Raw genomic sequence first — 17,640 nt, 5'->3', positions numbered from 1 at the left:
CAGGCAGGAGATCTGCCCATTGCCGCCGCAGCCGTAGCAGCCCTGCTGACTGTCTCCGAAGCCGACGCGGCCCGTGCCGCTGCAATTGCCGCACGGCGAGCGGCCCCGGCTGTAGCAATACCCGCCCGGCTCCTCCACATTGTGCGCATGAAACCTGTGGCATGGCGTCAATGCCCGAAGGGCGCCCATTTGGGATCAGTCGCCGTCGCGTGCTCAGCTGCGTCTGTTGCCGTCGCCGGCGGCGCCTGACGCGCCAGACGCTCCATCCGTTCAGCCCGGATCGTGTGAAGCGCCTGATTCAGCTGGGTTTGAATGACGCGACCAGAGTCTTCGGTCAGATTTCTGCCAAGGACGATGCGCTCGCCGTTCGTGAAATCGAGCACAATCGACCAGGCCAGATGCACGGGGTTCGCCCCGAAGCTCGGGACGAATCTGTACTGCCCGCCGCGAACGGCAGGAACGCCGTGAAGACGAGCCTCAAGATCGATCGCCCGTCCGTGCGAACACCGCGCTCGCATGCACGATGCGCTCCTCGCCGACCTTCAGGTAGCAGTTGGCAAAGGCAAGACGTCCGCCGACCTTGTGGACGTCGACATGGGCCTCGACCCAGTCGCCGATCTTCGCCGAACCGGCAAAGTCGGTCTTGACGCTCGCGGTCACGATGAGCGGCGAGGGGGACTGGCTGCGGGTCGTGCGATAGCCCAGCGAGATGTCGCACAGGGTCATGAGGATGCCGCCGTGAGCGACGCCGCGCGCATTGGCATGCTTGGGCTGGATGCGCAGCCCGACCACGAAGGTGCCGTCGGCATTCTCGCGATAGAAGAACGGCCCGTTGTGGTCGAGGAACGGGCTGGTGCGGAACAGCGGCTTGTATCCATCCGGCGGATTGCTGTCGTCCATGGATCAGGCTCCGAGATCGGCGGCGACCGCATGGCGCTGCGCCGCGGACACATCGACCCTCTGGCCGAACCAGGCCTCGAAGCCCGGGCGGCCCTGGTGCAGCAGCATGCCCAGTCCATCGACGCAACGGTTGCCTCGGGAACGGGCGGCGGCCAGCAGGTAGGTTTCCAGCGGCACGTAGACGATGTCGTAGACCACCGCCTCGTGCGGCAGCTTCGCGAGATCGATATCGAGGCCGGGCTGATTCTTCATCCCGAGGGACGTCGTGTTGACCAGCAGGGTGGCGCCGTCCAGGAGCTCGGAACGCTCGTCCCACGAGCCGACCACGATGCGCTGCCCGCCGGGCGGGGTGAGCGCAACGCCGAGATCGATCGCGGTCCCACGCGTCCGGTTGACGAGCCGCAGTTCGGGCACGCCGACATCCATCAGGCTCGAAACGATTGCGCGGGCGGCGCCACCGGCGCCCAGCACGACGACCGGGCCAGTGTCGGGCATCCAGTGCGGCGCATTGTACTTCAGGGCTTCGAGGAAGCCGAAGCCGTCGGTGTTGCGGCCTTCCAGCGTGCCGTCGGCCTGCTTCACGATGGTATTGACCGCGCCGATGCGCCGGGCGACGGGATCGATGCGATCGAGCAGCGGCAGGATCTCGACCTTGTGCGGCAAAGTGAGGTTGCAGCCGCGCGCGTTGGGCGTCTTCTTGAGGAAGGCGACAAGCTCCTCCAGGGCGGCGCGCTCAGGCTTCACGGGCAGCCGGCCGTAATGGCCGTCGATATGATGCTGCTTCAGCCAGAAGCCCTGCAGCGCCGGCGAGCGCGAATGCTCGACCGGCCAGCCGACGATGGCGGCGAAGGGCCGGCCCGCCGCCTCGGCGAGCAGGGTGTCGTAGGCGCTCATGGGCCTGTCTCCAGTCCGATGCCGTGTCCGGCGAGAAACGAAAGCAGCGGTAGCAGCGGCAGACCGAGGATGGTGAAATAGTCGCCTTCGACCTTCGTGAAGAGATGCGCGCCCACCCCTTCGAGCTGGTAGGCGCCGACCGAGCTCATGACCGCATCACCGGCGCGCGACAAGTAGGCGTCGAGGAACGCATCGGGCAGCGGCCGCATCGTGAGCCGCGCGCGGTCGTTGCAATGCCACAGCCGCACGCCGCCTCTCGCCACCACCACCGCGGAGTGCAGCTCGTGGGTCTGGCCGGCCAGCGCCTGAAGCTGTGCGCGGGCCGCTTCGATCGTCGGTGGCTTGTCGAACAGGCGGCCGTTGCAGGCCAGCATCGAGTCCGCGCCGATCACCAGCGCCTGCGGATGGCGTCGGGAGACCCGTTGTGCCTTCAGCTCGGCCAGGGTCTCGGCAATGTCCCGCGGCGTCGCCTTCTCCGCTGAAAGACTGAGCTTCACCTCGTCCTCGTCGACGCCCGATGTCTCGACCGAAAAGTCGAGGCCGGCATTCTGCAGCATCTGGCGACGCGAAACGCTGGCGGAAGCGAGGATCAGCATGGCCGTTACGCGGGCTCCAGGCGATAGAGTCCCCCACTGTCGGTGTGGGTGACGAGGTAGAGGAGCCCGTCCGGCCCCTGACGAACGTCGCGGATATAGGGAAGCAGGTCGACGAGCAACCGCTCTTCCCCGACATAGCAGTCGCCGTCGAGCTCGATGCGAAACAGGGCGTTGTCGGACAGGGCGCCGGTGAAGACCGAGCCCTTCCAGCCGGGGAAGCGGTCGCCGGTATAGAAAGCGAGCCCGCTCGGCGAGATGGACGGCACCCAGACGCGCACCGGGTCTTCCATCCCCGGCAGGCTCTTGCTCGGGCTGATCGTCGCTCCGCCGTAGTCGATCCCATGGGTCGCCCGGGGCCAGCCGTAGTTGGCACCGGCCTTCAGCAGGTTGAGCTCGTCGCCGCCGCGCGGCCCGTGTTCGACCAGCCAGATGCGGCCGGTGTCGGGATGCATCGCCATGCCCTGCGGGTTGCGATGGCCCCAGGTGAAGATCTCCGGCCGCGCGCCCTCGCGGCCGACGAAGGGATTGTCGGGCGGGACTGTGCCGTCGTCGCGCAGCCGGACGACCTTGCCGCCGAGATCGGCGAGGTTCTGCGCGCGTTGCATCTGGTAGCGCTCGCCGCAGGTCACGTAGAGCAGGCCCGCCCGGTCGAAGACGGCTCGCGAGCCGAAGTGCAGACCGCCGGACGTGCGGGGCAGGGCCTCGAAGATCCGCTGCACGCCGACCAGGGCGTTGTTGCGGAACTCGGCCCGCGCCAGCACCGTCGCGGCGCCGCCGTCGCCTTCGCCCGAATAGGTGAGATAGAGCCGGGCATTCCTCGCGAAATCGGGATGCAGGCAAACGTCGAGCAGGCCGCCCTGGCCGCGCGCATAGACTTTCGGCAGGCCGCCGACCGGCGCCCGTTCCAGCCGGCCGTTGGCGAAGATCCGCAGCCGGCCCGGGCGCTCGGTGATCAGCAGGCGGCCGTCGGGCAGGAAGGCCATGCCCCAGGGCTGTTCGAGATCGAGCGTGAGCATCCTCAGGCTGTAGGAGGCCTTGCTGCTGCGCAGGATCTGCTGCGCACGCACGATCGCGGGGGCGGCCACGGCGGTGGCGGCGGTTGCGATCAGAAGGCGGCGACGTCCGAGAAGGACCTTTCCGAGCATAAACTCTCCTGACGAAGGCCGCGCCGGGCTGGCGCATGAAAGGCCGGTCACTATACTCGACGCGCGCAAGCAGGCGACGTTCCTTGGTCGCCGCTGCAAGGGGAGAAATTCAGATGTCGAAGTCCATCCTGATTCACGAGAACGGCGGCCCGGAGAAGATGCAGTTCGAGGACGTCGAGGTCGGCAAGCCCGGTCCCGGCCAGGTCAAGCTGCGTCACACGGCCATCGGCCTGAACTTCATCGACGTCTACACGCGGTCCGGCCTCTATCAGACGCCGCTGCCCAACGCGGTCGGTCGCGAGGCCGCCGGCGTGATCGTCGAGGTCGGCCCCCGGGTGAAGGACTTCAAGAAGGGCGATCGGGTCGCCTATTGCGGCGTGCTGGGCGCCTACTGCCAGGAACGCCTGATGGGTGTCGACCAGCTCGTGAAGGTGCCGAAAGGCGTGAGCGACGAGCAGGCGGCCGCGATCATGCTCAAGGGCATGACGACCGAGTATCTCGTCGACCGGACCGCCAAGGCCTGGCTCAAGAAGGGCGACACGATCCTGTTCCACGCGGCGGCCGGCGGCGTCGGACTGCTGTTCGGCCAGTGGGCCAAGGCCCGCGGCTACAAGGTGATCGGCACGACCTCGTCGCCCGAGAAGGCCGCGCTGGCCAAGAAGAACGGCTACAAGTGGGTGATCGACTACACCAAGCAGGACATCGTGGCCGAGGTGAAGAAGATCACCAAGAACAAGGGTGTCCCCGTGGTGTTCGACGGCGTCGGCAAGGATACCTGGGCGGCCTCGCTCGATTGCCTGCAGCCGCGCGGCCTGATGGTCTCCTTCGGCAATGCCTCGGGCGCCGTCGCGCCGGTGCCGATCGGCATCCTCAACGCCAAGGGCTCGCTCTACGTCACGCGTCCCAGTCTCGCCGCCTACACCGCCACGCGCGCCGACCTCGAGGCCAGTGCCCGTTCGCTATTCAAGATGGTGAAGAGCGGCAAGGTGAAGATCTCGATCGATCAGCACTATCCGCTGGCCGAGGCCGCGCAGGCCCATATCGACCTGGAGGGCCGCAAGACCACGGGCCAGACCGTCCTGGTCCCCTAAGAGTCTCCGATCAGGCATCGGCCTTGCAAAAATGGCCTCACCCTGAGGCGCGCTCCGCAAGGAGCGCGTCTAGAAGGGTGGGCACGAGCACCGCGTCTGTTGCCCATCCTTCGAGACGGTCGCTGCGCGACCTCCTCAGGATGAGGTGAGGGGGAAACGTGAAACGGAAAGACCCTGAATGGTCATCGTCGGACTGACCGGCTCGATCGGCATGGGCAAGTCGACCGCGGCGAAGATGCTGCGGGAGATGGGCGTGCCCGTGTACGACGCCGATGCCGCCGTGCACACGCTTCAGGCGCCGGGCGGCGCGGCGCTGCCCGGCATCGAGGCGGCGTTCCCCGGCGTCGTGAAGGCGGGCGTGCTCGACCGCCAGGCGCTGGGCGCCCGCGTCTTCGGCAACAAGGAGGCGCTGCGGCGGCTCGAGGCGATCGTGCATCCGCTCGTCCACCGCCTGCAGCGCGCTTTCCTGCGGCGGGCCGCCCTCGCGGGCGAGAAGCTGGTCGTGCTCGACATCCCGCTGCTGTTCGAGGGGATGGGCGAGCGTCGCGTCGATGCCACGCTTGTCGTCAGCGCTCCGGCCTTCCTGCAGCGCCGGCGCGTCATGGCCCGCCCGGGCATGACGGCGGAGAAATTCGAAGGAATCCTGCGGCAGCAGGTGCCGGACTCGCTGAAGCGGCGCAAAGCCAGCATCGTCATCCCGACCGGCATGGGCCTCGCGCCGACGCGGGCCGCCCTGCGTGAGGCCGTGGCCGAGTTGCGCGGGCGGCGCGGAGAGTTCTGGCCGCCCAATCCGTGGCGGGAGAAATTCACAGCCCGGCTCGCGCGCGCGCGTCGCAAGTAGGCTCCCATCGGGCTACAAGACCGGGATGCGTGAAGTCGTCCTCGATACCGAAACCACGGGCCTCGATCCTCTTGCCGGCCATCGCGTGGTCGAGATCGGCTGCATCGAGCTCGTGAACCTGGTGGCCACCGGCCGCTCGCTGCAGCTCTACCTCAATCCCGAGATGCCGATGCCGGCCGGGGCGCAGGAAGTGCACGGCCTCACCGACGAGTTTCTCGCGGACAAGCCCCTGTTCGCCGACAAGGCGGACGAACTGCTGGAGTTCCTGGGGGACGCCCAGCTCGTCATCCACAATGCGCAATTCGACCTGGGCTTTCTCAACGCCGAGTTCGCGCGCGCCGGCAAGCCGAAGCTGGCGAACGACTATGTCGACACCGTCTCGCTGGCACGGCGCAAGTTCCCAGGTCAGCGGGCCAGCCTCGACGCCCTGTGCGATCGCTTCGGCGTCGACAATACCAAGCGCACCAAGCACGGCGCGTTGCTCGATTCGGAGCTGCTGGCGGAAGTCTATCTGGAGCTGAGCGGCGGCCGGCAGCGCGATCTGGGCCTCGCGCCCGAGATGGCGGCGGCGGGCCTCACCGGCCTGGTCGACCAGAGCCGGCCCATCCGGCCGCCCCGGCCGCATGCGGCAAGCCCTGCCGAGCTCGCCGCACACATCGAGTTCCTGAAGAAGATCAGCGATCCGCTTTGGCTGAAGGTCGACGCTTAGGCGTGGCCGACCGGACCGGCGGGCATGCCGGGCGCCTGGCCGCCGTTCGCCTCGAGCTGCTGGCGGTAGAGCGCCACGAAATCGACCGGTGCGATGTTGAGCGGCGGGAAGCCCGCCTCACGCGTGGCATTGGCCACGATGGCACGCGCGAACGGGAAGAGCAGACGCGGCGTCTCGATGAAGAGCATCGGGCCGAAAGCCTCCTGCGGAATATCGCCCAGCGTGACGGTGCCGCCATAGACCAGCTCGAGCATGAACAGCGGCTCTTTCTCCGGCGTATGCGCGGAGGCCTCGATCGTAAGCGACACTTCGAAGGTCTTGGCGTCGAACTGACGATTGGCGACCTGCACGTTCAGCGTGAGCTGCGGCTGCGTCTGCTCGATCAGGCTCTGCGGCGCGCGCGGGTTCTCGAAGCTGAAATCCTTGATGTACTGGCCGTGCATCGTAAGGGGGGCGGCGGGGCCGGCCTGGGCGGTCTGGCCGGCGGGCGGGGCGGACGGCGGAGGGGTAGTCGTCATGGCGCTCTTTCCAGTCGTCTTGGACAAAAGTTTGCTGCGGCGCGGCGGTACCATGCAGGGCTGCACTGCACAAGCTGGGGGCACCCGGGGGCGCCGGCCGATTGCCAAGACACGGGGCAGCAGTGAAAATACCTTCCCTGATATTTGCACGCTTCGGCCTCCAATGATTCGCAGTTCTTCACGCCCCCTGATCGGTGTTTCCGCCTGCCTCAAGGAGAACGGTCGGGGCGGCTGGCATCACACGGTCGGCGAGAAATACGTCCAGGCGGCGCTCCGTGCCGTCGGCGGCCTGCCCGTCCTGATCCCCGCCATCGGGCCGGAATTCGACGATGAGCCCGGCTTCATCGAAGCCATGGACCGTCTGCTCGACAGTCTCGACGGCGTGCTGTTGACCGGCAGCCCCTCCAATGTCGAGCCGCATCACTACGGCAAGGAGAGCCGCGAGGGCACGCTGCACGATTCCGCCCGCGATTCGACGACCCTGCCGCTGATCCGGCACACGATCGACCGGGGCGTACCCCTGTTTGCGATCTGCCGCGGCCTGCAGGAGGTCAATGTTGCCCTGGGCGGCTCGCTTCATCAGCACGTGCACGAGGTCGAGGGACGGCGCGATCACCGCTCGCCCAAGTCGCCCGACATGGATGTGAACTATGCGCCGGCGCACGACATCGACATCGCCGAGGGCGGGCTGCTGCAGAGCCTTCTCGGCACCGGCCGCGTGAAGGTGAATTCGCTGCACGGCCAGGGCGTCGACGTGCTGGCGCCGCGCGCGCGCATCGAGGCGACCTGCAGCGAGGACGGGCAGGTCGAGGCGCTGAGCGTGCCCGACGCCCCGGGCTTCGTGCTCGCGCTGCAATGGCACCCCGAATACAAGGCGCTCGAGAACCCGGTCTCGATGAAGCTGTTCGATGCCTTCTCCGCCGCCTGCCGGGCGCGCATGGCGGCGCGGTCGACACCGCTGCTGCGCGCCGCCGAGTAGGCACTCCGTGTCCTCGCCGACCACGGGCAACAACGCGCGGCGCGACTTCTACGAGCGCATCGGCGGGCTTTCGATGGCGCCGCTCTGGGAATCGTTGCACCAGCTCGTGCCGCCGAGCCCTGCGCCGAAGTACCAGGCCGCGCTTTGGGACTACGACAAGGTGCGGCCCTTCCTGATGGAGTCGGGCGCCCTCATCACCGCCAAGGAAGCGGTGCGGCGGGTGCTGATCCTCGAGAATCCGGCGATGGCGGGCAGCGCCTGCATCACGCCGACCCTTTATGCCGGCCTGCAGCTCATCCTTCCGGGCGAGGTGGCGCCCAGCCATCGCCACACCCAGTCGGCCCTGCGCTTCATCGTCGAAGGCGAGGGCGCCTATACGGCGGTCGATGGCGAGCGCACGATCATGCACGAGGGCGACTTCGTCATCACCCCGACCTGGACCTGGCACGATCACGGCAACGATTCGTCCAGGCCGATGGTGTGGCTCGACGGGCTCGATATCCCTCTCGTGGCGATGTTCAACGCCGGCTTTGCCGAAACCGGCGAGAGCGACGAGCAGGCCGTGACGACGCCGCAAGGCACGTCCGATGCCAAGTTTGCGAGCGGCCTCCTGCCGGTGGACTGGAAGCCGTCGCGGCAGACCTCGCCGATCTTCAACTATCCCTACGCGCGTACCCGCGAAGCGCTCGAAGGGCTGGCCCGGGCCGGCGCCCCCGATCCCTGCCATGGCTACAAGCTGCGCTACGTCAATCCGGCGAACGGCGGCGCGCCGATCGCCACCATGGGCACCTTCATGCAGCTCCTGCCGAAGGGCTTCGCGACTGCTCCCTATCGCAGCACCGACGGCACCGTCTTCTCGGTGGTGGAAGGCGAGGGCGAGAGCCGCATCGGCGACCAGGTGATGCGCTGGAAGAAGCGTGATCATTTCGTCGTGCCGAGCTGGGCCAGGGTCGAACATCGCGCCGACCGCGACGCCGTCCTGTTCTCCTTTTCCGATCGCCCGATCCATGAGAAGCTCGACCTCTGGCGCGAGGATCGCGGGGGGAAGTGAGGTTAACTGTCGTCCTGAGCGAAGCGAAGGACCTGACGGATCGACCGAAGCACTCCGTAGCGGATGCGAGATCCTTCGCTTCGCTCAGGATGACAAAGTACTGCTAAGCCAGCCCGCTTCCTTGACGCGGTCTCGGTAGGTCTTGCTCACCGGGACCTTCAGCCCGTTGCGCAGCACCAAGGTGACGCGACCGGGCGCTCGATCGACCGAGGCGACGGCATCTGTCGCCACCCACCAGGACCGGTGGACCTGCAGCCCACGCCCAGAGGCCAGCTCGGCCAGCGCGTCGCGCAGGCGCATCAGCACCAGGTCGCTGCCCAATGCAGTGTGGATGCGGAGGTAGTGGTCCTCCATTTCGAGGGCCAGCAAGTCGCGACCCAAAGCGGGCGGGATGCGGCGCAGGAAGTCGGGCTGGGCGGGCGGCGCTGCACCCGGTTCCGCAGCGACCGGCGCGGGCAGGGCGGCCACGCGCTCGCGCTCGGCGTCGGCCTTGGCGCGCAGGCGCTGCTCGACGAACAGGCCGATCATTACCGAGACGATCACCGTCAGGAAGGCATTCTCCGGATAGAGCGTCGGCGCCAGCGACAGCGGAATGGGTCGCACGAGCCAGGAATGGACGGCGATGACTTCGAAGGTGCTGGGTACCGCCGCGAGCAGGCCGACCAGAGTCATGCGGCCGGCCACCGGCCATCGGTCGATCGGCTCGATGGTGCCGAACCAGGCGGCGAGCAGGACCACCTGGATCCAGCTCAGGCCGCCGATGATCCCGAAATGCGCCAGCCGCTGCACCAGGTCCATGCGCTGGTAGGTGCCGAACGGTCCGAGAACGGCCAGGACGACGGCGACGCCGAGCACCGGCAGCAGCTGGTACGGGAGCGATCGGACATAGGGCGATTCGCGCATCGTGAACGGATGAATGACGGCAGATCGCGAAAAACGCCAGCACTTCCACGCAGCGACGATGGATCGAGGTCCACTCCGCACGGAAGGTAACGGCACCGCCGTTTCTGCCGGAGCCTCTCATGTCGTCCCCGTTACAGATCGTCTTCCAGATCGTCACGAACACGCCCCTCTGGGTGTGGCCGTTGATGGTGCTCGTCGTCTGGCTGGGGGTGCTCGGACTGCGATCCCGGATCCTGCCGCTGTGGCGGCTGGCGATCCTGCCGGTCGTCGGGCTGATCCTGTCCTTCGTCGGCATCGGCCAGGCCGTCCAGCCGGCGCTTGCCCTGGTCGCCTGGCTGGCGGCGTTGGCGGTCGCCTTGCCGCTCGGCACCCTGCTGGGTCGGCGCCGTGCCGTGCGCCGCCTCGACGATGGCCGCCTCGAGATCGCCGGCGGCTGGTTCATGCTGGTCTTCGGCCTCTCGATCTTCGCCGTGCGCTACGCGCTGGGGGTCGTCTTCGGGATGGCGCCGGCTCTCAAGGCCGACCCGGCGTGGATCGCCCTGGCCGGCGGTGTCGGTGGCTTCGTGGCCGGCCTCGGCCTGGGCTGGCTGGCCGGGGTCGGCGGCCGGTCCGGCCGCTGGGTCGGGCGGCTCCGTTGGGCGCCTGCGATCTTCCTGATGACCGTGGCCGCGGGCCTCGGCGGTGTCATTGCCTTCAGCAGTCCGGGTGAATTGCCGCGTCTGCTCGCGGGCGATTCCCTGCCGGGCCTGTCGACCTGGAACATGGCCGAGCTTCCTCCCGTGCAGCGCGTGGCGGCGCGCGACGGTGCGCCGCTTGCCTATCGCGTCTATCCGGCGCGGGCGGACCGCGCCGTCGTGCTGATCCATGGCTCGTCGGGCACCAACATCTCGATGCACAAGTCGGCTCAGTCGCTGCAAGCCGCGGGCGCAACCGTCTATTCGATCAGCCTGCGCGGCCATGGCGGCAGCGGCGCGGCCATTGGGGAGACGTCGTATCGCACGCAGCTCGATGACGACCTCGTGGATTTCCTGAAGGCGACTGGCCTCACCGATCCCAAGATCCACAAGACGCTGATCGGCTTCTCGTCCGGCGGCGGCTTCGTGCTGCGCGCGGCGAGCGGTGCCAAGAGGCAGGCCTTCGATGCCTATCTCGCGATTTCTCCCTACATCGCGCAGGACTCGCCCACCACGCGTCCGGCTTCCGGCGGCTGGGTGAGCGTGGCGGTGCCGCGCGTGGTCGCGCTCACGATCCTCGATGAATTCGGCCTGCCGTGGTTCCAGGGATTGCCGGTCGTGCGCTTTGCCACCGCTTCGAGGCCGAGCGAGACTCGCACGCCAGTCTATTCCTTCCGGCTCGCCGCCGGCCTTCAGCTCAGCCGCGGCTGGCGGAGCGAGATTGCGCGCATCGACCGGCCCACGATCGTCGCCGTCGGGGCGGACGACGAACTGTTTCGCGCCGAGCAGTACGCGCCGCTGCTCAAGGAACTCAATCCGCTTATTTCGGTGGAGGTCGTGCCGGGCCTCGGCCATCTCGACATGATCGCGCAGCAACGCGCCTGCGCAGCTGTCGCCTCTCTCTGGCGGCAGCTCTCAGGCGAGAGCGGGACCTGAGGCCATCAGGCGACGCGCTTCTTCTGTGCCGCCACGGACCCGGCGCACTGGTCGGGCGGCAAGGGCCGCAGCTGGGTATCGTAGGCATCGGCGAATTCGGCCTTAAAGGGCTGGCCGTCGCGCTGGTACATCGAGATGAAAAGGGTGCAGGCGTCGGACTTGTAGCGCAGCACGCGGGCCGTTCCGTCCTTGCGATCGAGCTGCGGGGCGCCGAACAGGGCGACCAGTTGGGCCTCGTCGAGCCCCTTGATGCGCTCCGCGGGGATCGGCGTACCGGCGTTGCGCGAGCTGAAGACGCCTTTCTCTCCGGCGCCCAGCGAATATTCCTGGGTGCCGCCCGTCTGGCAGCCACCCAGCAGAAGGATGGCCGCGAGTGCCCCAAATGCAGATCTCATGGGCTTACTCTAACGCGGCCCGGTCGGCCGGTTAAGGGGCGGCTTCAGCGACTGGGCGATGTGCACCATCATCGCCATGCCGAGCACCGGGACGATCAGGTTGAGGATCGGGATGGTGCCCAGGAAGACGATGAGGATGCCGGTGAGCCAGAGGGTTCCGACATTGGCCTTGCGCCAGGCCTTGACCTCCGCCGGATCGCGCCGGCGCAGCGCGACCTGCTCGTAATATTCGCGCCCCGCCAGCCAGCCGTTGACGCCGTAGAACAGCACGGCGCCCAGCCCGGCGACGAACAGCGCCACCACATAGAAGGGCAGCATCACCAGGTTGATTGCCAGCAGGGTGAACAGGAACACGATGCCCGACCACAGCCCGGTCCAGAGCGGGATGCCGCGCGCCGGCCCCAGCTGCGGATAGTGCCGTGCTTCGACGATGTCGGCGATCCGCTCCATGAAGACCGAGATGACGATGCCGAAGCTCGCCGGAAACATCATCAGTGCCAGGACGGCGACCGCGCCGCCGCCCAGCCAGCGGATCGTCTCGTTCACCCATGACCACTCGAAGGTCGCAAAGGACTGCAGCGCCCACCAGGCCAGTACGCCCAGCGCGATCTGCAGCACCAGTGACAGCGCCAGCGACTGCCAGACGATCACGCGCAGCTTGGGATCGCCCAGCTGCTGCACGGCAAGTTCGAAGGCGCGGATCATGGGCTGCCCATCACGCTGGTGATATCAGGCCTGCGAGCCGACGACGCCCGCGGTCTTGAGCTCCTCGATCTCCTTGGCCGAGAAGCCGCGCTCGGACAGGATCTCGTCGGTGTGCTGGCCGCGCTTGGCCGCGGGGCCCTTCACGCCTTCCTTGGTGCGCGAGAAGCGCGGCGCGGCGGCGGGCTGCGGGAAGCCGGCCACGTCGACATAGGCGTTGCGCGCCTTGGCGTGGGGATGATTCGCCGCTTCCTTCATGGTCAGCACCGGGGCGAAGCAGATGTCCGTGCCTTCCATGATCGCGCACCATTCGTCGCGCGTCTTGGTCCTGAAGATGGTGCCCAGCCGCTCCTTGAGCTGGCCCCAGGCCTTGCGATCCATCTGCGCCGGCAGCGACTCGTCCTTCAGGCCGGTCTTCTCGAGCAGCAGCGCATAGAACTGCGGCTCGATCGAGCCGATTGAGACGTGCTTGCCGTCCTTGGTCTCGTAGGTGCCGTAGAAGTGCGCGCCGCCGTCCAGCAGGTTGCCCTCGCGCTCTTCGGCGTTCCACAGGCCGGCGCCGGTCATGCCGTAGAGCGCACCCAGCAGCAGCGCCGTTCCGTCGACCATGGCGGCGTCGACCACCTGGCCCTTGCCGGAGCGCTGGGCCTCGAGCAGGCCGCACACCATGCCGAAGGCCAGCAGCATGCCGCCGCCGCCGAAATCGCCGACGAGATTGAGCGGCGGCACCGGCTTGTCCTTGCCGCCGATCGCATGCAGCGCGCCGGTCAGGGCGATGTAGTTGATGTCGTGGCCGGCCGCCTTGGCGAGCGGGCCCTCCTGGCCCCAGCCGGTCATGCGGCCGTAGACCAGCTTGGGATTGCGCGCGAGGCAGACATCGGGGCCGAGGCCCAGCCGCTCGGCGACGCCGGGACGGAACGGCTCGGTCATGCCGTCGGCCTTCTCGATCAGGCGCAGCACGACCTCGACGCCGGCCTTGCTCTGCAGATCGACGGAAACCGACCGGCGGCTCCTGTTGTGCACCGCGAACTTCGGGTCGGCCAACCGGTCCATGACGTGCGCCTTGGTGCGGTCGACCCGGATCACGTCGGCCCCCATGTCGCCCAGCATCATCGAGCACATCGGGCCCGGACCGATCCCGGCCAGCTCGACGATCGTCAGTCCAGAAAGCGGACCCGCCATTATTTCCTCCTGCAGAATGAGCGTTCTTCTGTCGAACGGCGATGGTAGCCGAAGGGTTCGGCGTTACAAAACCCGTCACGCGGTCTAAAGTCCGCGCCGCGATTGGGACGTCGGAGGAAACGGGATGGGGTTGGGCCGCATTGTCGCGTCGGCGGTGATTGCGTTCGGCATAACCGGTGGCGCGCTGGCGCAGCAGGCCGAAGCGCCGCCGCCCAAGGAGTACAGCCAGCAGTTCCTGGTACCGGGCTCCTGGTTCCATGGCGTGCACGGGCTTGCCTTCAACAAGGACGACCAGCTGTTCGCCGGGTCGGTGATCGGCCAGACGCTGTACCGCGTCCAGGTCGACTCCGGTGAGGTCGACCGCGTGATCGATCCGCCGACCGGCATGGCCGACGACATCGCCTTTGCCGAAGACGGGACCATGGCCTGGACGGCGTTCCTGATCGGCAAGGTCTATATCCGCAAGCCCAACGGCAAGACGATCGAGGTCGCCCAGGGACTGAGCGGGCCCAATTCGCTGGCGTTCGGCAAGGATGGGCGATTGTTCGTGTCCGAGGTCTTCCTCGGCGACGCGCTCTACGAGATCGACATCAAGAACGTCGACAAGCCCGACTTCAAACCGCTGGCGCGCAACGAGCTGCGCCGCATCGCCGAGAAGCTCGGCGGCCTCAATGGCTTCGAGGTCCACAAGGACGACGGCTTCCTCTACGGACCGCTCTGGTTCAAGGGCGAGATCGTCAAGGTGAACCTGGAGACCGGCGCCGCCGAAGTGATCGCCTCCGGCTTCAAGACCCCGGCCGCCGCCAACATCGATCCGCAGAATCGCGACAATCTCTATGTCGTGGATACCGGCACGGGCGGCATCTGGAGCGTGAGCCTCACCAGCAAGGCCAAGAAGCTGGTGGCCTCGATGAAGCCCGGCCTCGACAATCTCGCCTTCGATTCGCGCGGCCGCCTGTTCGTCACCTCGATGACCGACAACGGCGTCTATCTGGTCGACAAGCAGACCGGCGCACATCGCACCATCGTCGAAGGCAAGCTCGCGGTTCCGACCGACCTCGCGGTGACCAGCGAAGGCGGCAAGGACACGGTGCACGTGGCCGACGTGTTCAGCTACCGCAAGGTGGACGGCGCCAACGGCGACGTGACCGACGTGTTGCGGGTGCATGGCGAGACGCACGCCTATCCGATCGGCATCTCGGTCGGGCCGAAGAGCGTGCTGCTCTCGAGCTGGTTCTCGAACACCGTCGAGAAGGTGGATCGCAAGACCGGCAAGGTGACGGCGACGCTGGGCGAGTTCGCCGCGCCGGTCGATGCGGTGGAGTTCGCCGACGGCACGATGTACGTGGCGGAGCTGGCGAGCGGCAACCTCGTGAAGGTGAGCGCCGACGGCAAGGAACGCAGCACCGTGATGAAGGAGCTGCGCGGCCCCGTCGCCATGGTCCACGGCTCGGGCCCGCTCATCTACGTCACCGAGATTTCTGCCGGCGCCGTCACAGAGATCAACGTCACGACCGGGACACGCAAGGTGGTGGCAGACAACCTCGCCGGTCCCGAGGGCATCGACCTCGGGCCGGACGGGCGGCTCTACGTTGCCGAGGTCGGCCAGAAGCGTGTCGTCGCCATCGATCCGGCGACCGGCGCGAAGACGGTGATCGCCTCCAATCTCGACATCGGCCTGGCGCCGTTCCCCGGCGGGCCGCCGGCGCTGGTGCCGACGGGTGTCGCGGTCGGGCGCACCGGCATCGTCTATGTCAGCGCCGACATCCGCAACGCGCTCTACAAGCTCACGCCGCCGTAGTTGGCGCATTCCAGAGAGGCTGCCATGGCCGGCATTCCGTTCATCAGGGATTTCAAGTTCGACTACGGCACGGCGATGGAGGTGACGCCGCTGATCCGGCGGGTCGTCGCCAACAACCCCAATCCCTTCACCTTCAAGGGCACCGGCACCTATATCATCGGCCACGGTAACGTTGCGGTCGTCGATCCCGGCCCCGACCAGCAGGAGCATATCGACGCCGTGCTGCGCGCGCTGCGCGGCGAGACGGTGACGCACATCCTGGTGACGCACACCCATATCGATCATGTGCCGGCGACGCCGGCGCTGGCCAAGGCGACCGGCGCCAAGGTCTACAGCTACGGGCCGCATCCGACGCCCGAAGGCGTGACCGCGGAGCAGGAGGGCGATTTCGCCTTCGCCCCCGACGTGAAGCTGAACGATGGCGACGTGATCCAGGGCGACGGCTGGAACGTCGAGGCGGTTCATACGCCAGGGCATATCTCCAACCATCTCTGCTTCGCGGTGAAGGAGGACAAGGCGCTGCTCTCGGGTGACCATGTGATGGGCTGGTCGACGGCGGTGATCTCGCCGCCCGACGGCAACATGGCCGACTACTTCGCGTCGCTGCGCAAGCTGCTGCCGCGCGACGAGAGCCTCTACATCCCGACGCACGGCGCCGAGATCCGCGATCCCAATCCGTTCGTGCAGGCCTATATCGAGCATCGGCTGGGCCGCGAGGCGCAGATCGTGGCGCGTCTCAAGGACGGGCCGCAGACCATCCCGCAGATGGTCGCCAAGAACTATGCCGACACGCCGGTTCACCTCCATCCCGCGGCCGGCCGCTCGATGCTGGCCCATCTCGTCCAGATGGTGAAAGACGGACGGGTCAAGACCGAGGACGGGCGGGCAGCCATCGACAGTGTCTACCGGCTCTGACAAGCGGTTGAAAAACCCGAGTCCGGCAAATAAACGAAACAAGCGAAATAAACGAAACAAACGAAGCGGGAGTCGCACCCCTGAAGTAGGTATCCTGATACCGTTGACGGGTCGGTGTCCGCCGGCACCTGCAAGAAGCTATTTCAACAGCCTGCCAAGGGGGAACGACCAATGGACCTGAAGCTCTCCGGCAAGACCGTGCTCATCACCGGCGGCAGCCGGGGCATCGGCTTCGCCTGCGCCATGGGTTTCGCGGCCGAGGGCTGCACGGTGCACATCGCCTCCCGTTCGAAAGAATCGCTGGAAGCGGCGCGGGAAAAGATCCGCGCCCGCCACAACGTGCCGGTCGAGATCCATCCCGCCGACTTCTCGAACGGCGACACGGCGCGCCGCGTCGTCGAGGCGGTCGGCCATGCCGATATCCTGGTGAACAATGCCGGCGCCATCCCGCAGGGTGACCTCTTTGGCATGACCGAGCCCAAGTGGCGCGAGGCCTGGGATCTCAAGGTGTTCGGCTACGTGAACGCCACGCGCGCCATGCTGGAGAAGATGTACGCGCGCAAGGCGGGCGTGGTCGTCAACGTGATCGGGCTCGCCGGGGAGAGCTTCAACTACGACTACGTCGCCGGCACGATGGGCAATGCCGGTATCATGGCCTTCACCCGCGCGGTGGGATCGAAGAGCGTCGATCACGGGGTGCGCGTCGTGGGGATCAACCCGCCGGCCACCCGCACCGATCGCATGCTGACGCGGTTGCGCGCCCAGGCCGAACAGAAGTTCGGCGATCCCGAGCGCTGGGCCGAGCTCACGAAGCACATGCCGTTCGGCCGTGCCGCCGAACCCGACGAGGTCGCCGACCTCGCCGTATTCCTTGCCTCCGACCGCGCCAGCTACATCAGCGGCGTGGTCATGACCCTCGATGGCGGCCAGGCGGCGCGCCACTAAGGTCGGGCTTAGTACATCTGGCGCATCACCTGGGCGGCGAAGCCGTCGACGGCTGCCTTCTTCTGCGCTTCGCTGAGCTTGCTGTCGGCCGCCACGGCCGGGCAGTAGGCGGTGACCAGGTAGTTCACCACTTCGGCGCTCTCGACGCCGGGATAGCGGATGCGGAGATCCGCGGTCGCCGAGGCGATCGCGTTGAAGGTGTCGCCGCTCGCGAGCTGCTTGCCGACCGCAGCCATCTGGGCGGGAGTCTCCTTCAGGATACCGGGCTTGGCCATCGGCTGCGGCTTGGGGCAGTCGAGTGCCCAGGCGGGCAGGGCTGCCGAGGTGGCGAGGACGGCAGCGGCGGCCAGGGTGGCAAGGCGAAGCATTGATCGGTCTCCCGTGATGATGTCCGGGAAAGCGATAGCAAAACCGGAATCAATAGTCCCCCGGAACTGCAACCCGCCGGGTGCATTCACCCACC

Annotated in this window: 20 protein-coding genes; 9 read left to right on the top strand and 11 right to left on the bottom strand. The window is 67.4% G+C overall.

Going from position 1 to position 17,640, the window contains the following annotated elements; genetic code table 11:
- Positions 1 to 167: 167 nt before the first annotated feature.
- The 5 genes from ACO07I_RS15035 to ACO07I_RS15015 form a co-directional block, all read right to left on the bottom strand.
- Positions 168 to 404: a hypothetical protein gene (locus ACO07I_RS15035; RefSeq protein ID WP_422008961.1), complete on the bottom strand. Its 237-nt coding sequence runs from the start codon at positions 402 to 404 to the stop codon at positions 168 to 170.
- A 73-nt stretch (positions 405 to 477) separates the two neighbouring features.
- Entirely contained in the window at positions 478 to 900 is a 423-nt protein-coding gene (locus ACO07I_RS15030) for a PaaI family thioesterase (protein WP_422008959.1), read from the bottom strand.
- Positions 901 to 903: 3 nt separating this feature from the next.
- On the bottom strand, positions 904 to 1,794 hold the full coding sequence (locus ACO07I_RS15025) for a shikimate dehydrogenase (RefSeq protein WP_422008957.1): 891 nt from the start codon (positions 1,792 to 1,794) through the stop codon (positions 904 to 906).
- Positions 1,791 to 2,390, bottom strand: a complete 600-nt coding sequence (locus tag ACO07I_RS15020) for a Maf family protein (protein ID WP_422008955.1) — start codon at positions 2,388 to 2,390, stop codon at positions 1,791 to 1,793. The genes ACO07I_RS15025 and ACO07I_RS15020 overlap by 4 nt, the downstream gene beginning before the upstream one ends.
- A 5-nt stretch (positions 2,391 to 2,395) precedes the next feature.
- Positions 2,396 to 3,535, bottom strand: coding sequence for a PQQ-dependent sugar dehydrogenase (locus ACO07I_RS15015; RefSeq protein WP_422008953.1), 1,140 nt, complete (start codon positions 3,533 to 3,535; stop codon positions 2,396 to 2,398).
- A gap of 113 nt (positions 3,536 to 3,648) precedes the next feature.
- On the opposite strand from ACO07I_RS15015, the gene ACO07I_RS15010 reads away from it, so the two are divergent.
- The 3 genes from ACO07I_RS15010 to dnaQ all read left to right on the top strand — a co-directional run bounded on the left by ACO07I_RS15010 (position 3,649) and on the right by dnaQ (position 6,176).
- Complete coding sequence (locus ACO07I_RS15010; RefSeq protein ID WP_422008951.1) at positions 3,649 to 4,626, top strand: quinone oxidoreductase family protein; 978 nt, start codon at positions 3,649 to 3,651, stop codon at positions 4,624 to 4,626.
- 178 nt (positions 4,627 to 4,804) lie between these two features.
- On the top strand, positions 4,805 to 5,467 hold the full coding sequence (gene coaE / locus ACO07I_RS15005) for a dephospho-CoA kinase (protein WP_422008949.1): 663 nt from the start codon (positions 4,805 to 4,807) through the stop codon (positions 5,465 to 5,467).
- Positions 5,468 to 5,492: 25 nt separating this feature from the next.
- Positions 5,493 to 6,176, top strand: coding sequence for a DNA polymerase III subunit epsilon (gene dnaQ / locus ACO07I_RS15000; RefSeq protein ID WP_422008947.1), 684 nt, complete (start codon positions 5,493 to 5,495; stop codon positions 6,174 to 6,176).
- On the opposite strand, the gene secB is transcribed toward dnaQ, so the two are convergent.
- Positions 6,173 to 6,694 (bottom strand): protein-export chaperone SecB, encoded by a 522-nt coding sequence (secB, locus tag ACO07I_RS14995; protein WP_422008945.1) that lies wholly within the window; start codon positions 6,692 to 6,694, stop codon positions 6,173 to 6,175. The genes dnaQ and secB overlap by 4 nt on opposite strands.
- 163 nt (positions 6,695 to 6,857) lie before the next feature.
- Here secB and ACO07I_RS14990 point away from each other — a divergent pair, with 163 nt between their 5' ends.
- Together ACO07I_RS14990 and gtdA are read left to right on the top strand one after the other, a co-directional pair.
- The gene (locus ACO07I_RS14990; RefSeq protein WP_422008943.1) at positions 6,858 to 7,673 is read left to right on the top strand and encodes a gamma-glutamyl-gamma-aminobutyrate hydrolase family protein; all 816 of its coding nucleotides are present in this window, start codon (positions 6,858 to 6,860) and stop codon (positions 7,671 to 7,673) included.
- 7 nt (positions 7,674 to 7,680) lie between these two features.
- Positions 7,681 to 8,724 carry a gentisate 1,2-dioxygenase gene (gene gtdA, locus ACO07I_RS14985; protein WP_422008941.1) on the top strand — a complete coding sequence of 348 codons (1,044 nt, stop codon included), beginning with the start codon at positions 7,681 to 7,683 and terminating at the stop codon, positions 8,722 to 8,724.
- Between the two features lie 84 nt (positions 8,725 to 8,808).
- Here the strand turns inward: gtdA and ACO07I_RS14980 are convergent, their stop codons facing one another.
- Positions 8,809 to 9,627: a LytTR family DNA-binding domain-containing protein gene (locus ACO07I_RS14980; RefSeq protein ID WP_422008939.1), complete on the bottom strand. Its 819-nt coding sequence runs from the start codon at positions 9,625 to 9,627 to the stop codon at positions 8,809 to 8,811.
- A 119-nt stretch (positions 9,628 to 9,746) separates the two neighbouring features.
- Here ACO07I_RS14980 and ACO07I_RS14975 point away from each other — a divergent pair, with 119 nt between their 5' ends.
- The gene (locus tag ACO07I_RS14975) at positions 9,747 to 11,237 is read left to right on the top strand and encodes an alpha/beta fold hydrolase (protein WP_422008937.1); all 1,491 of its coding nucleotides are present in this window, start codon (positions 9,747 to 9,749) and stop codon (positions 11,235 to 11,237) included.
- 5 nt (positions 11,238 to 11,242) lie between these two features.
- On the opposite strand, the gene ACO07I_RS14970 is transcribed toward ACO07I_RS14975, so the two are convergent.
- From ACO07I_RS14970 to ACO07I_RS14960, 3 genes are read right to left on the bottom strand one after another with little or no spacing between them, the layout of a single operon-like run.
- The gene (locus ACO07I_RS14970) at positions 11,243 to 11,632 is read right to left on the bottom strand and encodes a hypothetical protein (RefSeq protein ID WP_422008935.1); all 390 of its coding nucleotides are present in this window, start codon (positions 11,630 to 11,632) and stop codon (positions 11,243 to 11,245) included.
- Positions 11,633 to 11,641: 9 nt separating this feature from the next.
- Complete coding sequence (locus ACO07I_RS14965) at positions 11,642 to 12,337, bottom strand: EI24 domain-containing protein (protein ID WP_422008933.1); 696 nt, start codon at positions 12,335 to 12,337, stop codon at positions 11,642 to 11,644.
- A gap of 24 nt (positions 12,338 to 12,361) precedes the next feature.
- On the bottom strand, positions 12,362 to 13,516 hold the full coding sequence (locus ACO07I_RS14960; RefSeq protein ID WP_422008931.1) for a CaiB/BaiF CoA transferase family protein: 1,155 nt from the start codon (positions 13,514 to 13,516) through the stop codon (positions 12,362 to 12,364).
- A gap of 124 nt (positions 13,517 to 13,640) precedes the next feature.
- On the opposite strand from ACO07I_RS14960, the gene ACO07I_RS14955 reads away from it, so the two are divergent.
- The 3 genes from ACO07I_RS14955 (at position 13,641) to ACO07I_RS14945 (ending at position 17,177) form a co-directional block, all read left to right on the top strand.
- Positions 13,641 to 15,317 (top strand): SMP-30/gluconolactonase/LRE family protein, encoded by a 1,677-nt coding sequence (locus tag ACO07I_RS14955; RefSeq protein WP_422008929.1) that lies wholly within the window; start codon positions 13,641 to 13,643, stop codon positions 15,315 to 15,317.
- Positions 15,318 to 15,341: 24 nt separating this feature from the next.
- Entirely contained in the window at positions 15,342 to 16,232 is an 891-nt protein-coding gene (locus tag ACO07I_RS14950) for an MBL fold metallo-hydrolase (RefSeq protein ID WP_422008927.1), read from the top strand.
- Between the two features lie 171 nt (positions 16,233 to 16,403).
- Positions 16,404 to 17,177 carry a short-chain dehydrogenase/reductase gene (locus ACO07I_RS14945; protein ID WP_422008925.1) on the top strand — a complete coding sequence of 258 codons (774 nt, stop codon included), beginning with the start codon at positions 16,404 to 16,406 and terminating at the stop codon, positions 17,175 to 17,177.
- 8 nt (positions 17,178 to 17,185) lie between these two features.
- Here the strand turns inward: ACO07I_RS14945 and ACO07I_RS14940 are convergent, their stop codons facing one another.
- Positions 17,186 to 17,545, bottom strand: a complete 360-nt coding sequence (locus ACO07I_RS14940) for a hypothetical protein (protein ID WP_422008923.1) — start codon at positions 17,543 to 17,545, stop codon at positions 17,186 to 17,188.
- Positions 17,546 to 17,640 lie beyond the last annotated feature (95 nt).

The sequence above is a fragment of the Reyranella sp. genome (genome assembly GCF_965227665.1).
In the GTDB taxonomy this organism is placed as follows: domain Bacteria; phylum Pseudomonadota; class Alphaproteobacteria; order Reyranellales; family Reyranellaceae; genus Reyranella.
Note: the sequence above shows the minus strand (reverse complement) of the source record. Positions and strands in the feature narration are given on the sequence as shown.